This window comes from Mesorhizobium sp. M0088 (genome assembly GCF_040322895.1).
GTDB lineage: Bacteria > Pseudomonadota > Alphaproteobacteria > Rhizobiales > Rhizobiaceae > Mesorhizobium.
Genome location: NZ_JAMYUI010000001.1, coordinates 304828 through 321264, shown reverse-complemented (window position 1 = coordinate 321264; position 16437 = coordinate 304828). Strand labels below are relative to the sequence as shown.

At 61.4% G+C, this 16437-nt stretch carries 15 protein-coding genes; 7 read left to right on the top strand and 8 right to left on the bottom strand.

Going from position 1 to position 16437, the window contains the following annotated elements:
- Positions 1 to 119: 119 nt before the first annotated feature.
- Together NKJ67_RS01465 and NKJ67_RS01460 are read right to left on the bottom strand one after the other, a co-directional pair.
- On the bottom strand, positions 120 to 1385 hold the full coding sequence (locus NKJ67_RS01465) for a polysaccharide biosynthesis/export family protein (RefSeq protein ID WP_164761652.1): 1266 nt from the start codon (positions 1383 to 1385) through the stop codon (positions 120 to 122).
- Between the two features lie 100 nt (positions 1386 to 1485).
- On the bottom strand, positions 1486 to 2163 hold the full coding sequence (locus NKJ67_RS01460) for a sugar transferase (protein ID WP_023811581.1): 678 nt from the start codon (positions 2161 to 2163) through the stop codon (positions 1486 to 1488).
- Between the two features lie 601 nt (positions 2164 to 2764).
- Here NKJ67_RS01460 and NKJ67_RS01455 point away from each other — a divergent pair.
- Entirely contained in the window at positions 2765 to 3040 is a 276-nt protein-coding gene (locus tag NKJ67_RS01455; protein WP_023811582.1) for an exopolysaccharide production repressor protein, read from the top strand.
- A 97-nt stretch (positions 3041 to 3137) separates the two neighbouring features.
- On the opposite strand, the gene NKJ67_RS01450 is transcribed toward NKJ67_RS01455, so the two are convergent.
- The 6 genes from NKJ67_RS01450 to NKJ67_RS01425 form a co-directional block, all read right to left on the bottom strand.
- Complete coding sequence (locus NKJ67_RS01450; protein WP_352580192.1) at positions 3138 to 4982, bottom strand: ABC transporter ATP-binding protein; 1845 nt, start codon at positions 4980 to 4982, stop codon at positions 3138 to 3140.
- Between the two features lie 8 nt (positions 4983 to 4990).
- Positions 4991 to 5977 carry a phosphoenolpyruvate carboxykinase (ATP) gene (locus tag NKJ67_RS01445; RefSeq protein WP_352580191.1) on the bottom strand — a complete coding sequence of 329 codons (987 nt, stop codon included), beginning with the start codon at positions 5975 to 5977 and terminating at the stop codon, positions 4991 to 4993.
- A complete protein-coding gene (locus NKJ67_RS01440; protein ID WP_352580190.1) occupies positions 5974 to 7896 on the bottom strand; it encodes a lasso peptide isopeptide bond-forming cyclase in 1923 nt (640 codons plus the stop codon). Before NKJ67_RS01440 ends, NKJ67_RS01445 begins: the two co-directional genes overlap by 4 nt.
- A complete protein-coding gene (locus tag NKJ67_RS01435) occupies positions 7893 to 8471 on the bottom strand; it encodes a lasso peptide biosynthesis B2 protein (protein ID WP_352580189.1) in 579 nt (192 codons plus the stop codon). The genes NKJ67_RS01440 and NKJ67_RS01435 overlap by 4 nt, the downstream gene beginning before the upstream one ends.
- Positions 8455 to 8769, bottom strand: coding sequence for a PqqD family protein (locus NKJ67_RS01430; RefSeq protein ID WP_023811587.1), 315 nt, complete (start codon positions 8767 to 8769; stop codon positions 8455 to 8457). Before NKJ67_RS01430 ends, NKJ67_RS01435 begins: the two co-directional genes overlap by 17 nt.
- Before the next feature lie 137 nt (positions 8770 to 8906).
- Positions 8907 to 9059 (bottom strand): lasso peptide, encoded by a 153-nt coding sequence (locus NKJ67_RS01425; protein ID WP_013891488.1) that lies wholly within the window; start codon positions 9057 to 9059, stop codon positions 8907 to 8909.
- A gap of 512 nt (positions 9060 to 9571) precedes the next feature.
- On the opposite strand from NKJ67_RS01425, the gene NKJ67_RS01420 reads away from it, so the two are divergent.
- From NKJ67_RS01420 to NKJ67_RS01395, 6 genes are all read left to right on the top strand, one after another.
- Positions 9572 to 10702 (top strand): nucleotidyltransferase family protein, encoded by a 1131-nt coding sequence (locus NKJ67_RS01420; RefSeq protein ID WP_352580188.1) that lies wholly within the window; start codon positions 9572 to 9574, stop codon positions 10700 to 10702.
- Positions 10703 to 10797: 95 nt separating this feature from the next.
- Complete coding sequence (locus NKJ67_RS01415) at positions 10798 to 11820, top strand: glycosyltransferase family 2 protein (RefSeq protein WP_023811589.1); 1023 nt, start codon at positions 10798 to 10800, stop codon at positions 11818 to 11820.
- A gap of 281 nt (positions 11821 to 12101) precedes the next feature.
- Positions 12102 to 12497, top strand: a complete 396-nt coding sequence (locus tag NKJ67_RS01410) for a single stranded DNA-binding domain-containing protein (RefSeq protein WP_023811590.1) — start codon at positions 12102 to 12104, stop codon at positions 12495 to 12497.
- 148 nt (positions 12498 to 12645) lie between these two features.
- Positions 12646 to 13503 (top strand): endo-1,3-1,4-beta-glycanase ExoK, encoded by an 858-nt coding sequence (gene exoK / locus NKJ67_RS01405; RefSeq protein WP_352439757.1) that lies wholly within the window; start codon positions 12646 to 12648, stop codon positions 13501 to 13503.
- Positions 13504 to 13570: 67 nt separating this feature from the next.
- Complete coding sequence (locus NKJ67_RS01400; protein WP_352439756.1) at positions 13571 to 14902, top strand: UDP-glucose dehydrogenase family protein; 1332 nt, start codon at positions 13571 to 13573, stop codon at positions 14900 to 14902.
- 92 nt (positions 14903 to 14994) lie between these two features.
- On the top strand, positions 14995 to 16437 hold the full coding sequence (locus NKJ67_RS01395; RefSeq protein ID WP_352439755.1) for a GMC oxidoreductase: 1443 nt from the start codon (positions 14995 to 14997) through the stop codon (positions 16435 to 16437).

The following is a 16437-nucleotide window of genomic DNA, read 5'->3' as shown; positions in this document are numbered from 1 at the left end:
ATCCCGAGACGGCTATTATGGTTTCCGCAGGGAGATGTTCAAACAACCGAGTCAGAGCCTCATCCCGATTTGTCGGGTGAGGCTCTGGCTCGAAACACTGGATCGTGTTGGAAGTCGGTCTACTGGCTGGCCAGCGGCGCCAGCTTGATCTTGATCACATCGCCAGGCAGCACCGGGGTTTCTTCCTTGGCGGCTATTTCGGTGGTCTTGCCGTCGACATTGCGCACCAGTGAATAGAGCAGGGTCGGCTGCTGATCATTTGTCATAGCGGCCGCCATCGCGGGATCGCTGGCCTGGGCTATCAGGCCTTTCTGCATGTTCACCTTCAACGCGGCCTCGTTCAGGTCGGCTTCGGTCTGCTGCCGGTCAGTGGCGAGACTTGAACTCAAGGTGTTCTGGGCATCGATAGCATCCTGCTTCGCCTTGCTGATCGCCTGCTTGGCGGTGAGGATGGCGGTTTCGTAGTCCAGGATCTTGCCCTGCAGGTCGGCCACGGACTGGCGCGAATCCAGCAGTCGGGCATTGGCGATCAGGCCTTTTTGCGCCAGCGGACCGATGCTGGCGAGTTGCTGCTGCGCCAGGTCGACCTGCTGCTGCTGATTGACGATCTTCTTCTGCAGCGACTCGATTTCAGATTCCAAAACCCCCTTCAGGTCGTCGAGCGCCTCGAGTTTCAGCTTCAGCGCCTTTTGGTCGGCCGTCAGAATCGTCATCTCGTCCGCCACGATGGCCGGCAGTCTCGGATCGCCCTCGACCTCCTTCGGCACGTCGAAACTCGCCTTGCCGGCCATATCCGCATCGATGCGGGCGCGCCTGACGATCAGTCGGATGCGCTGGTCGTCGGAGATGTCGAACATGCCCTTGGCGGTGACCAGGTCCTTGCCGAGCTGGGGGCCGTAATCGGCGTTGCGCCTGATGCCGCCGGCGACGCTGATCGCCTTCAACACCGTCAGGTCCGGGACATAAGGAAATTGGCCTGGGTTCTGGACTTCGCCCGAAATGTAGAATGGCCGGAACTGCGCCATCTCGACCGAGGCTTCCGGTCGGTCCGACAAAGCGAGCTTTTTCTGCAGCGCCTCGCCGATCGCCGCCGCGATTTCGGACGTGGTCTTGCCGGATGCCGGCAACTCGCCGGCGAACGGCACCGACAGCGTACCGGATGGACCGACCGTGTACTCGCCATTCACCGCCGACCAATCACGAAATGTGCCTTCGACTGTCTGCCATTCGGCGACGCGGATGGTGAGCTTGTCTTGCGAGCCGAGGCGATAGTCGCCGGCGGCGGCGATGTGCGGGACGACGAGCGCCATGGCAAGGCATGTGGCCAGCAAACGCGCCCGCCGCAGCCGGCCGGAATCCGGGCCGCTGCGAAAGGCTTCGAACAAATCTGTTTTCAACTCAACGTTCCGATCCGCTATAGCCCCATCGCCCGATGAGCTTGCGTCGAATGGCCGATGCCAATGTCTGGCATTGGCCACCGGCCGGTCAGTAAGAACCACGCGACATCCAGACGGCCGGGACGGTCTTGATGATGATGCGAACGTCCTCGAACAGCGACCAGTTCTCGACATAGTGGCGATCGAAGGCGACGCGGCTGTCATAGGACACATCGTTGCGGCCGCTGACTTGCCACAGGCCGGTCAGGCCCGGGCGGGATTTCAGGTAATAGACGGCGGACGTGCCATAGATCTCCAGCTCGTCGCGCACGACCGGACGAGGGCCGACAAGGCTCATGTCGCCCTGCAGGATGTTGATGATCTGCGGCAGCTCGTCGAGGCTGAGTTTCCTCAGCACAGCTCCGACACGGGTAACGCGCGGATCGTTCTTCAGCTTGCGGGTGGCGATCCATTCCGCGTTGGCGTCCGGGTTGGTGGCTAGATAGGTTGCCAATACCCTGTCGCCGTCCGGAACCATGGTGCGGAACTTCAGGCAAGGAAAAATCCGCCCGCCGCGTCCAATTCGCCTGTGACCGTAGAAAATCGAGCCGCCGTCGGAAAACTTGACCAGCAGCGCTATCATGACAAACAGCGGGCTGAGTGCGATCAGTCCAATCAGTGAACCGGCGATATCGAAGCTGCGTTTGAGCAAGCCGCCGATCGGTGGCGGAAAATCGATGTCAGCCTGCGAAAAGCTCGCCGTGGCCGACTTGGCAACGTCCCTCATGCCGTAAACTCCATGCGTTGAACGAATGGTTCAGCGCACGATACCAAAAAAATGTTGCAGCGCAACACACAATTTACCACCCCATTGAAATAGTCACGTCATGAATTGACTAAATAATAAGCTTGTCATGCACAAATTTCGGCGTATTTAGCACATTTGTGACAATAAATGGGCACGGCCGAAAAAATAGAGGCCTTTGTGGGGCGGTTTTTAGGCCGCCCTACCTATTTGCCAAGGCAAGCTGAAAATTAGTGCTTTATCATGCCCTGATGCTTGGTGAAAACCGTATAAAATACTACTTAATATTGTCTATCTTACTGGAAAATGCCGAGGAGAGGAGATCGGCTTAGCTCCCGTTGCGTGCATTGCAGCATGGCAGAGTCGATCGCAAAAGCTCGATCAAAAATATCCGAAGTTGCCCTTGCCGCCTATTGCTCGCCTTAATAGAATTGCAAATTATACCTGTCACGGTGACGACAGGTGGAAAAGGCCGGAAGCAACCGGTCGAGAGTGGGCGACCTTAACAAGCCCACATGACAAGGGACGGCGCTCGGGTGGGGCAATCGTGATAATACCCGAGCCGGTTTATGGGCTGTTGGGTATGGCACTTCCAAAATTCATCCTCGGGATGATTTTCGCTCTGGCGATCGTCGTCGGCTGGTCCTGGCTGGGCGGAGCGTCGATAGGCACGATATTGGTGCGCGTCATCATCTGCGCCGTGATCATTCAGGCCGGCTATTTCGTGCTCATCTACACCATGATCGCCAGGAGCGCGCCGACGCCTGCCGACATAGCCCGTGACGCCGAGCGCAAACTGAACGCACCAGAGGTCGCCGAAAGCGAGAAGCTGGGCGGTGCCAGGCGCGGCCTGCATTGATGCAGATTGCTCAAACCTGCCCCCGGTTTGTAGGCATGCTTCGAAACAAGAGACTAGGCGCCGCGTGAATCCGTTTCGGCGCGACTTGGTCGCCGGCTCACGCGACATCGGCGGGTTCGCCCTCTGACTGTTCCCCCGACAGCATCCTCGACAACCGGCTGCCGGTTTTTTCCTTCAGCCGCTGATATTGGCCGACCTCGACGATATGGCCGTTTTCCATCGCCACCACCCAGTCGGCGAAGGCAATCATCGACGGCCGGTGCGCGATGGTCAGGATCGTCATCGTGCCGCGCAATCCGTCGATCGACCTGGCGATCAGCGACTGGTTCTGCCAGTCGAGCGCGCTGGTCGCCTCGTCCAGGATGAGCAGTGACGGCTTGCGCAGCAGCGCGCGCGCGAGCGCGATGCGCTGGCGTTCGCCGCCCGAGAGCCGCACGCCGCGATCGCCGACCACCGTCTCGAGCCTGAGGTCGAGCCGTTCGACAAACTCGCCGGCGTGCGCCTGATGCAGCGCGGCCCACAGGTCGCCATCGCTGGCCCGTGGCGCGGCAAGGCGCAGGTTCGCCGCGATCGTGTCGTGCAGGAGGAACACGTCCTGCGGCACATAGGCCACCTGGTCGCGCCAGCGACGGCGATTGCTGGCATCGATCTCGACGCCGTCGACAAGCATCATGCCGGTGGTGGGCTCCAGCAGGCCAAGCAGCATATCGGCGATCGTGCTCTTGCCCGATCCGGACGGGCCGATCAGGGCGGTGACCTTGCCGGCGGGCAGGCCGAAGGTGATGCCGCTCACCACCACCTTGTCGCCAGCATCTCCATAGGCGAAGGAGACACCGCGAATATTCAATCCCGTATTGAGGGAGAGTGTCCCGGCGTCGGCGAACTCGGTATGGCCTGGTTCGCGTTCGGCATCGAAACGTGCCTGCAGGCTGCGCATTGCCGTAAAGGCGGGCAGGTTGATCAGCACTTGCTGGGCTTGCGTCTGCATGTCCATGAAGCGCGGCGCGATGCGCATGAAGACCAGGAGCAGGACGATGATCTCGGCCAGCGACAGGTTGAAGCGAACCAAAGCCACATAGATGAACAGGCTCAGGCCCACCACGCTCGCCACTTGGAATACCGCGGTGCCGATGGTGCTGTTGCGCACATAGTCGATATTGTCGGCCTTCATCTTCTCAAGCGTCGACCGCAGCTGCGCGAAATAGCTGTCCTCGACGTTCAGGCTCTTGGCCACCTTGATGCCGCCGAGAAATTCCGAGACCGTCCGGTACTGATCCTGTCGATTGGCGGTCAGCACACGGCCGAAGGCAGTGGCCCGTGTCCGGAAGGGCTGCAGCGCCACGAACATCAGCATGCCGATGACGACGGCAAACAGCGTCATGACCGGCGAGATGAACATGGAAACCAGGAGATAGCCAGCCAGAAGAACGGCGATCTGCACCAGCATCAGCAGTGAGAACGCCGCGCCCTGGACGCGGTCGATGTCGCCGGTCAGGGCATGATCGAGGTCGGAACTGCGCATGCGGGTAAAAACGCCCCAGCGCGCCTTGCCGATGCTTTCGAACAGGTTCATGCGAACGCGGTTGACGAAATCGAACAGCAATCTGGCCATGTAGACCGACTTGAAGCGATTGAACGCCGCCTGCGCTGCAACCAGCCCGACCAGCGCGCAAAGCACGGTCGTCAGCTGCAGCGTGCCGTCAGGCACCAGCCAGCGCACGAAATCATTGTTGGGCAGCCGAACAGCGAAATCCTGGTCGGCGCGTCCGACCAGATGCAGCAGCGGGATGAGCAGCAGGATGGAGATGCCCTCGGTCAGGCTGCCGAGGATGAGGAAGAAAAGCGCCGTCCATGTTCGCCGGCCGCCGATCCGGGCAATGGCCGCGCCGAATGCGGCAATTTCTCGAAACAGCGACAGGCGAAGGATTGGGGGCTTCGACATGGTTGCGCTCACGACCGCCGGCTGCCAGCCGACAGATCCTTTTCGATCAGCTCCACGGCTTCGCCGATCCTGTCCAGGCCCGTCGGGACTTCCAGCCGGTACACGCCGATATGGTTAGCAATCCATGAACATTGCTGAAGATGCGCCGCCGCGAAGTCGCCGGGGAGGGCCGCGCGGCCGAAGCGCGTCACATAGGAGAATTTGATGATGGCCGGCAGGGCGGCAATGGCGGGCAAGGGCGTGATGTCAGCCCTTTCGCCGCGCTCGAGGATATAGATCCTGGTCGCCGGCACCTTGTCGCCCGAAAAGTCACCGTTCAGGCGATGCTGCATCTTGTCGATCGCCGGATGCACTTGCGGCCGCACTTCCGCTTCCCCGAGCGAGATCGCCGCCGCGGCGTCGGCCGCCAGCTTGATCTGCGGAAAGCCCGGAACGGTCATTGGCTCACTCGGATTGGCGAGGTCCAGCGCCACCACGTCATCGGTAAGCAGTCGATGCCCGGCCCGGATCATCGCACTTGCGGTCGTCGACTTGCCGGCACCCTTGTCACCCATGAAGATGGCGCTCGTGCCGGCGGCGGCGATGGCACTGGCATGCAGGACAAGCAGGCCGCGCCGGTGCAAAAGCAGCGCCATGACCGGACCGAGCAGCGGAAACGCGAGCAGCGCGTCATCGACGCCGGGCGCCGGTTCAATGTCGATACGGTTGGAATCGGTGATCAGGAACGCACCCACGGCATGCCAGGCCAGATATTGCCGGTCCGCCTCGAAGCGAAAGTCGGTCGCGGCTTCGGGCGCCGGCTTTGGCAGGTCGATCGCGCCGACGGCGATCACGACATCCGCCGCCCCGGGCGGCGCCGGCTGCAGTTCGGGTAACATCACCTCCGACGCGATGGTCAGACCATAGGCGCGGTAGAAGCGGCGTTCTCGCATTGCCCGGCCATGCGGACGGGGATTATCACTGTATGCGGCCATCGGCTCGTTGCGCGGCATCACGTGGGGCTCCCGCCGTGCTGGAGTTGCCGCAGCCAGAGCGACAGCGAGGCCGAGCGCCAGACATACTGGACATCCAGGGGGGCTGCCTGATCGGGCTGGCGCAGCAGTCGCGCATAGGCAGCACTCACTTGCGGCAGATTGACATAAGGCGCGATGCGGCCTGCATCCGAGACCAGCAGCTGTTCCAGGAGGTCGCGATGATTGCGCAGCATGCCGTTGACGAGATTGGCGGTGAAGTCGATCTTGTCGCGTCGCCACTGCACCGCCTCCGGCAATACGCCTTGCATGGCGCGACGCAGCACATAGCGACCAAAGCCGTGGCTCAGCTTCTCCTCGCCCGGCAATGCCAGGCAGAACTCGACCAGCGGCTTGTCCCAGAAAGGGTATCGCGGCTCGACGCCGAAATTGGCGGCGGCCTTGTCGAGAACCTCGAAAGCATGCGGGACATAGCCGTTCGACAGGATCCAGCGATGGCTCAAGGCGTCGCTGGCCTGAACGCCGGGCGGCATATAGCCGGCCCGGTGAAACCGGTCGACAAGCTCGGTGCGCTTGGCAAGGTCCGGATTGATCAGGTCGCGCCAGCTTCGTGCGCGCTGCACGTGCGCGGGCTTGCGGATCCTGTTCAGGGCACGGTTGGCCAGATGCCTCAGCTTGGCGATGCGCCAGGCCGGCCCGTAGAGGGTCAGGAACTGGAGATAAAGGCCAAGCGTGCTGTCGCCATAGGTATTGGAGGCGCTGCGGACCTCGCGCCACAGATCCATCCATCGGCCGCCATTCGCAAGCTCGTGCAGGTGACCATGGCCTTGGGAAACGACCTCGTCGCCGCCATGGCCGTCCAGCAGCACCTTGATGCCCTTGGCGCCGGCAGTCCGGTAGATACCGCGGGTGAGCGTCAGGCCCGGCGCCAGGAACGTTCCTTCCTGTTCTTCCAGCACGCGTTCGAATTCGGCGAATGGGGCATAGTTGCCGACCGGGATCAGCGTCGCGTCGACCTTCTGCTGGTCGAGAACGGCATCGATGAAGGGCCGCTCGTCCATCGGCGAGCCCCTCTCGAAAATCAGCGAGAAGGTCGGCAGCTTCGGCCTGCGCGCAGCGGCATTCTGCAGGCCGGCGACACAGGCGATAGATGAGGAATCGAGGCCGCCGCTCAGCATTGCGCCGACTGCCGAGGTCCCTCGCATGCGGCTGCGCACCGATTGCGAGAACAGATGGGCGAATTCCTCCGATGCATCCGACCGCAAGGGCCGCGCCGACGGCTCGATCTGCCAGTATCGACGCAACATCACCTGTTGCGCGGTAACGGTCAGGCTGTGGCGGGCCGGCAGGCTGAATATATCGCTGTAGGGGGTCGACTGCGGGTCGTCGGGAAGCCCGGCCAGGAAACCGGAGATCTGGCGCTCGCTGACACGCGCGCGGATACCTTCGACGCCCAGGATCGGCCCGATCTCGGACGCAAAGGCAAAACGCCGGTCCGCCGCGTGGTAGTAGAACGGCTTGACGCCAAAATGATCTCGCGCGCAAAACAGCGATTGCCGCTCGTCATCCCAGATGGCGAACGCGAAATCGCCTTGCAGATGCTCCGGACAGGCTTCGCCCCAACGCAGATAGGCCCGCATCAGCACGATCGCGTCGGCCACCGACTGGTTGCGGATACCGAGCCTGGCCAGCAACTCGTCACGGTTGTCCAGCCGGCAATCGGCGGTGATGGCGAGCCGGCCGCCAGCCATCGTCAAAGGGCCTGGACCGACCTCATCCGATGTGTTGAGCCAGGCGTGGCCAAGGGCGATGCTGGTGTCCAGCCACCATGAACCGCCGTCGGGACCGCGATGGCGCATGCGCGCCAGCATTTGCTGAATGTCTGCCGCCGCGACCGCTGGTGCGTGTGCTCCGCGCAGCAGGATTCCGGCGACGCCGCTCATCGGCTGCCGTGGTCGACGAGATGGGCGAAGCCGTCGATCGATCCGCCAAGCACGATATGGTTGTCGCTGACCAGCCAGGCATGTGCTTTCAACTGCTCGCCCGTACCACGTTCGATGCCGATGCGTATCGTCGATTCATTGCCTTGGCGGGCGAGAATATACTGGCCGGAGAGCGCCTGGGTCAGGCACGTAGCGTAAGGGACGGAACGGGCCGCGGCGGCAACACCCCAGGCGACACGCCGCAGTTCGCCCATCGAGGCGCACTGCCGCGCGTCGAGCCGCGTCACCAGGCTGCGTACACGATTGTAGGACAGCAGGGTCAGCCCCAGCCGAACTGTCGCCACCACCAGCAGGCAATGGCCAAGGAAGATCATTTCCGAGCCGCTCAGGGAGAAAATCCTGACCAGCCCGTGCCGGCTTCCGCCGCGCTTCGACTGCTTGAGGCCTGTTTCCCTCGCGGGTTTCTGCCGTAAAGCCGTTGCCCGCGAAACCAGGGCCCGCGAAACCAGGGCCCGCGAAACTATGGCCTGCCAAACCAGCGCCTTGTGCTGGGTCGGCTTAGACAAGTGCCTCATGATGCCGTCTCGCAAGCCCATTTTCGGCCAGGCCCTTCAGCAATGCGTCGACATCGGCCTGGCAGCGCACCGGGTCGACATTATAGCGCGCAAGAACGGCGCTGCGGATGTCCCCGAGCGACCGGGGCTCCTGGATCAAATCCCAGATGAAGGCGCCGACGCCATTCAGGCTGTAGTAGACATTGGATTTGAGATTGAGCAGCGCCAAGCCATCGCCGAACTCGCAAGCCACGGCATCCTTGGTCGCACTCACGCTATCGTGGTCGGCCAGATCATGGTCGGATTGCTTCCAGTTCATCCCCGCACCTCACTGACAAAACGCTTCGACATCTCCGGTTGGCGCAGGAGAAGTCGGGAGGCTGGCCCCCCGACCCCTCTTACGTCTGCTTTTGAATCCAGAGTCCCAAAATGTCACTCTGGAAACGGCTATAAGTCTCAGGAGAACGTCAGGTCGCCGATCGGCGTGTGCGCGGGGAACGATGCGTCGATCGCCGTGTTGCCGCCGCCACCCTGGGTGATGGTCTCAATCGAACCATGAACCGTCAGGCTTGGTGTCTCGTATTCATGCTTTTCAACATTCTGTTCCATTTTACTCTCCGATTTAGGACTGGAAACGGCCTGTCGAGTGCCGTCAGCACTTTTATGCTGCAATGCAATAGCTGCACGGCAGCATTTATGAGTCAAGACTGTTTTACCTTCCGTTAATCAATTACGTTGCTGGCGTCAGGACATGAGCGGCCATGCCTAAAACTTGTCACTTTTTAGCCGATTCCTTGGGCACGATGGCAGCGCCCGCGCTGATTCTTTAAGCATGTGATTTTGCTTGCATAAGTCGTTTGCTTTGTGCCTATTTTTAGGCCTCGCTAATGGAAAGAATTTTCTGTTTGGAAAATTCGGCCGGGGATCGGCAAAAGACCTGACAAGCATATTTCAGCCGCGGTTCTCACTTCTTTCCGACGCGATCTCGATAGGCGCTCGGTTGCAAAAATTCGCACTGCAAAAGGAAAGGCTTTACGGCACCGAGGTTTTTGGTGATGTTTGCTTCGCACATGCAGCATAAGTGTTCGCGCAAACCGCTTTCTTTGGAGATTGTGCGCTAAATGGCCTTGCCTGACGGCTCATACGAACGATTGCGCGCTGCCGGCTGTGCCGACGAGGTGGCCTACGTGCAGGCCTGCCTGCGATTGTATTTTGCCGGGCCGCACGCCGGCGCGGGCGACATTTCGATGCGTGATCTGGACGGTGCCAAAATTGCCGACATCGCCAGGCTGAACAAGGTCGCCACCTTTGTCCTCAAGGCCCTTTCGCGCGCACCCGCGCTTGAGAGGCCGCCTGAGCTTTTCCGATGGCTCGACACCTACCGCAGGAGAACGGTTTCGATGAACGCGTCCTGCATCATGGATTCCATGGCGGTCCATGATGTGCTGCGCGCCAACGAGATCGATTTTGTTTTTCTGAAGGGTCCGTTCCAGCAGCAGCTTCTCTACGACGACCATTTCATGAAGCCGTCCGGCGATGTCGACATTCTGGTTTCGCCGCTCGGATTTGTCAGGGCGCGTGATGCCCTTCACAAGATCGGTTATGAGGTATCAGGCAAGTCGAACTCCGTCTGGTGGGTCCGCTTCCTCGGCGAACAGCACATGACCCGGGACGACGGGCCGAGGTCGTCCACGGTAGATCTCCACTACCGCCTCCAGCAGCCCGGCTCGCCAAGCCCGCGCGACGCGGACGGGTTCCTGCGGCGCAAACGACAGGTCGAAATCGCCGGCGCGACGGTGCCGTTCACCTCGGTTGCCGATACTTTGCTTTTGTCCTGCATCAGCGTTGCCAAGGCACTTTTCAACCGGGAACCCTGCGCGGGCTACGTCTGTGATATCGGCGCCAGCGCCGGCCGGCTCGACGAGGCGGATCAGCAGCGTTTGCTCGATGCCGCAACCGTGCAAGGTTTGGACGACACGCTGCTGCTTGGCCTGCGCGCCGCCGATGTGCTACTCGGCGGTGCTGGCACGCTGCTGTCGCAGCGCGCGACCAGGATCCTGTCGCGCATCGGCAATGAGGATCTGCTCAGCATGGTCATCGCGCCGTGGCTGCCGTCGCTCCGGTGGCCACAGCGGCGAACGGTGCTGTGGGAACTGTGCGGCCGCGCGCCGGTCCGCTATCTGGCCGAAGCCGGCTGGGCGGCGTCCGCCGATATCAGCCGCCGTATCTTCGAGCGGCCGGGGAGTCGCTGAATGAAGGCAAATCGGGTGCTGATGGCAATTCTGTAGGGCATCGAAGGAGTACGGGGCGAGGGCAAATCGATATTACCTGTACGAGAGGCAAATCCATGTCGATGACGAAATCCGAGGTCTGCGTGATCATCGCGGCAAAAAACGCCGCAGCGACAATCGCCGTCGCCATCGCATCCGCGTTGCGCGAACCGGAAGTGGCGGAGGTCGTCGTTGTCGATGATGCCTCCACCGACCACACCGCCGATGTCGCACGATCCGCCGATGATGGCAGCGGGCGGCTCTCCGTGATGCGCCTCGATGTCAATCGCGGCCCCTCCTTTGCCCGCAACGCAGCCATCGCCGGCTCGAAATCGCCGTTCATCAGCATTCTTGATGCCGACGATTTCTTCCTCGAAGGCCGGTTTCGCAACCTGTTTGCCGGCGCCGATTGGGATTTCGCAGCCGACAACATCATGCTGATCAGGGATGATGCGACGGGCGACGCGACGAAAATCGTCGCGCCGCAATTTGCCGCCGATCCGGAATTCCTCGATTTCGAGCGCTTCGTCGAAGGCAACATCTCCAGGCGCCGCGTGCAGAGGGGCGAACTGGGCTTTTTGAAGCCGGTGATCAGCCGTGCCTTCCTCGACCGCCACGGGTTGAGCTACGACGAGAGCCTGCGGCTGGGCGAGGACTATGAACTCTACGCCCGCGCGGTCGCATGCGGGGCACGGTTCAAGGTCATTCGCTCCTGCGGCTACGGCGCCGTCGTCCGCGCCGATTCTCTGAGCGGCCGCCACAAGACCCAGGACCTGAAGCGTTTGGCCGATGCGGATCTGGCGCTGCTGGCGATAGACAGTCTGCCAGAAGGCTCGAAGGCGGTGCTAAGGCGGCATGAACGGCACGTGCGCGACAAATATCGGCTGCGCAATTTCCTTGACGTCAAGGCTGAGCGGGGGCTGGCATCGGCTGCGGCTTACGCTTTCGCCAGCCTGTCCAACCTCGTCCCCATCGTCCAGGGCGTGGCTTCCGACAAGCTCGAGGCGCTGTTTCGTCGCGTCGGCCTTATGTCCAGCCAAAAACATGTCCCGCCGCGGCGTTTTCTGATGGCCGGAACCAGCATGGGCAAGGAACGCTGAGAGCGGACCCCGGTGCTTGCAATTTGTCCTCGCGGCACGTCATCACGGAAACCATTTCGGCCGGATTTATGAGTTTACGAATTGGGTGGTTGCCTCGCGGCTCCGACGATGGCAGTCTATGTTGCGGTGCAGCATAGTGGACGACCAGCCGAACTGGCCCCCGATCGGATTGGTCTGATGTCTCTCCGGAGCAGGACAACGCAACACGAGTTTTTGAGCCCCGGCTGCGGGGATCGGCCAGAAGCCCGGCCCACAAGCCGGCGATGACAGGAACTGAGTCCATGGCCTCGATATTCGGTTTCAGATCAAGGGATCCGGCCCGCGACCGGCAGGCCGATGTTTCACGTCTTGATCGTCTGGCAAAGCTGTTCGAGCAGATTGCGGCCGAGATCGAGGCCGAGAGAACCGGGCTTGAGAATCGCTACCGGACAACGTCGACCAACGCCGCCTTCCTGGTCGAAGCCATGGAAAACGGCTCAGCTTCCGACAAGCGGTCTTCGGAAGTCAGCGCACTGACACAGTCGATCCTGAATTGCGAACGCCGCATCGCGGCGCTGTCGCGCCAGGACGGCATGATGAAAGAGCTCCGTCATTCGCTGGATATGGTCTTCGACGAGAATGCCGATTCGGCCACCTCGGCGGAATTCGCCTGGCCGGCAGGCGCAGGCAGAGGTTGAACGTGAAGGCTCGGAACTGTTGCAACAGATTTGATGCAGGGCGGGAAGCAATCGAGAGGGTCACAAGGGAGGTCAAGGTTGGCCCGTTCAGGAGCGGTTCGAACGTCGACTTTGGGTTGGGGACACACAGCGCAAAGGTGAGTTTGGTATGAATTCGAATCCGAAACCTACGACAGCAATTGACGCACCGTCTCTCTCATATCGGGCCGGGCAAGCCGCCCGGCGGCGGCTGGGGTCGCTCGGTGCCTTGCTGCTGGCTGCTCTCGCTGGTTTCCTGGCAACCCCTTCCTACGCCCAGGACATTCCGACATCGCCGTCCTTCGTCGATGATTTCAAAAGCTTCGATCGTGCGCGCTGGTATGTTTCCGACGGCTGGAACAACGGCAGCCATCAGAATTGCACCTGGTCGAAAGGCATGGTCGAACTGTCGAATAATGTGCTGTCGCTCGGCTTCGAAAAGCAGACGCTGAAGGATCGCGACTACGTCTGCGGCGAGATCCAGACCAAGCAGCGCTTCGGCTACGGCACCTATGAGGCACGGCTGAAGACCGATACCGGCTCCGGCCTCAACGCGGCGTTCTTCACCTATATCGGTCCCAGCGACAAGCAGCCCTGGGACGAGATCGACTTCGAGGTCCTGACCAAGGACACCTCCAAGGTGCAGGTCAATGCCTATATCGCGGGCAAGGGCAAGAACGAGAAGCTCGTCGACGTGCCGGGCGGCACGGAGAACGCCTTCAACGACTACGCCTTCGTCTGGCAGAAGGACAGCTTGCGATGGTACGTCAACGGCCAGCTGGTAAACACGATTACCGACCCGGCGAAGCTGCCCAGCCATGCACAGAAGATATTCTTCAGCTTTTGGGGCAGCGATACGATGAAGGGTTGGATGGGAGCGTTCGCGGATCCGGGCCGCAAGCTTTCCCTGCAGATCGAGCGGGTTGCCTTCACGGCGCTCGGCGAACCCTGTCAATTTCCGGAATCGCTGGCATGCAGTGTAAAGTAGTTGGGAAAGTCGATTTGAACCGGCGGGACCGAAAACGGTCCGCTGCCTTGCATGGGAATGAAACCGAATGAATTTGACGGTGTTTGGAATTGGCTATGTCGGCCTCGTGCAGGCTGCGGTCCTTGCCGAAGTCGGGCACCAGGTCGTGTGCGTCGACATCGACGCCGCCAAGGTCGAGCGGCTCAACCAGGGCCTGGTTCCCATTTTCGAACCCGGTTTGGAAAACCTCGTTAAGGAAAACCATGCTGCCGGCCGCATCAAGTTCACCACCGATGCCGCCGCCGCGGTCAGGCATGGCGAGATCCAGATGATCGCGGTCGGCACGCCGCCGGGCGAGGACGGCTCGGCCGACCTCAAATATGTGCTGGCCGTCGCCGAGACCATCGGCCGCGAAATGGACAAACCCAAGATCGTCGTCGGCAAGTCTACGGTGCCGGTCGGCACCTGCGAAAAGGTGAAAGCTAGGATCGCCGACACGTTGAAGAAAAGAGGCCGCGAGGACCTGGCTTTCGATGTCGCTTCGAATCCCGAGTTCCTCAAGGAGGGGTCCGCGGTCGCCGACTGCATGAAGCCGGACCGCATCATCGTCGGCACCGACAGCGAGGACACCGAGGCTGTGATGCGCGAACTCTACGCGCCGTTCAACCGCAACCACGAGAAGATGATCGTGATGGACGTGCGCAGCGCCGAATTCACCAAATATGCCGCCAACTGCATGCTGGCGACCAAGATCAGCTTCATGAACGAGATGGCCAATTTGGCCGAACAGCTCGGCGCCGACATCGAGGAGGTCCGCAAGGGCATCGGCAGCGATCCCCGCATCGGCTACCATTTCATCTATCCGGGTCTGGGTTATGGCGGCTCGTGCTTCCCCAAGGACGTGCGGGCGCTGATCAAGACCGCCGAAGGCGTCAAGTTCGACGCCAAGCTGCTGCGCGCCGTCGAGGAGCGCAACAACGCACAGAAATCGGTTCTCTTCGACAAGGTGGACCGCTATTTCAAGGGCAACCTCAAAGGCAAGACCTTTGCGCTCTGGGGCCTGGCCTTCAAGCCCAACACCGACGACATGCGTGAGGCGCCGGCGCGCGTCCTGATGGAAGCGCTCTGGAAGGCCGGCGCCAATGTGCAGGCCTATGATCCCGAGGCGATGCAGGAATGCCAGTCCATCTACGGGCTGCGCGACGACCTGCTTCTGTGCGGCACCAAGGAGGCGGCGCTGCGCGGCGCCGATGCGCTGCTGATCGCCACGGAATGGAAGAGCTTCCGTGCGCCCTCCTTCGATGCGGTAAAGGATGCGCTGATTACGCCGGTCATCTTCGACGGCCGCAACCTCTATGACCCCAAGGTCATCGCCCGCCACGGCATCGAATATCACTCGATCGGCAGAATGGCGGCATGAGACCAGGTCCTGGCAGACGGATGCAAGACCGGTCCGCACATGGCCTGCGGGCGCTGGGACTGAGCGCGTATTTCTGTGTGGAGTTGTAGCCGATGGTGCTGGACGTAAAGCCGGGGCAAATCACCAAGGACCATTTCGATCTCGTTGCGATCGGCTCCGGCTTCGGTTCGGCCTTCTTCCTGCATGAGTTCGCCAAGCGCCGAAAGGCGCGCATTCTGGTGCTGGAGTGGGGACGCCACAACACCCATGAATGGCAGCTCGAGCAGAACGTCAACACCGACATCGAAGACGAGACGACCTACAAGACCAATTCCAACAAGCCGTGGAACTACACGATCGGACTGGGTGGCGGGACGAACTGCTGGTTCGCGCAGACGCCAAGATTTCATCCCAATGATTTCCGGCTGAAAAGCACCTACGGCATCGGCAATGACTGGCCGATCAGCTATGACGACGTCGAGCCGTTCTATTGCGACGCGGAAGACATCATGTCGATCTCCGGCGATCCCGACATGGCGGCGATGCTGCCCCGCTCGAAGCCGTTTCCGCAACCGCCGCATCGCATGTCGACACCGGACAGGATGATGAAGGCGGCGCAGCCCGGCCAGCACTTCGTCATGCCAACCGCGCGGGCGCGGCTGCCGACATCGCAACGCACCTCGTGCTGTGCCAATCTGCGTTGCTGGCTGTGTCCGGTCGACGCCAAATTCACCGTCAACAACGGCTTGATGCACGTCTTCGAGCATCCCGACGTTTCGGTCTGCCTCGGTGCGGAAGTGCGCCGGCTCGATCACGTCGGCGGCGCTGTCCGTTCGGTCACGTTCAGCCATGACGGCAAGGAATACCAGGTCAGCGGCGATCTCTTCATTCTCGGCGCCAATGCCATCCAGAGCGCGGCGATCATGCTGCGATCCGGCCTGGGCGGCGAATTTGTCGGCAGCGGCCTGCACGAATCCTACGGCTGGAATTTCGAGGTCTATCTCGACGGCGTCGACAATTTCGACGGCAGCACCATCACAACAGGCCTGAATTTCGGCCTCTATGATGGTCCTCACCGATCGGAGCATGCGGCGGCACTGGTCTATTTCGAGAACCGCTGGCAGCACGGACTGCGTGCCGAAAAAGGGCGGCTACGCCAGGCGCTGCCGCTTGTCGTGGTCACCGAGGACTTGCTCGATCCCGAGAACTTCGTCACGCTGGACGAGGATGAGAATGCCTTCGTCAGCTTCAAGGCGCCATCGGACTATGCGGTGAAGGGCATGGCGCGCGCTCTGGAGAAATTGCCTGGCCTTCTGGCGCCGCTGCCGGTCGAAAAGCTCTTCGATCGCGGCATCCGGCCGACCGAATCGCACGTCCAGGGCACGCTGAGGATGGGTACGGGCCCAGCCGATTCGGTCATCGACAGCGGCATGATCCACCACCAGCTCAGAAATCTGGTCGTCGTCGGCACCAGCACCTATCCGAGCTGCTCCTGCGCCAACCCGAGCCTGACCGCGGCAGCGCTGTCCTTGCGGGCGGCGAGCCGGATCGCGTGA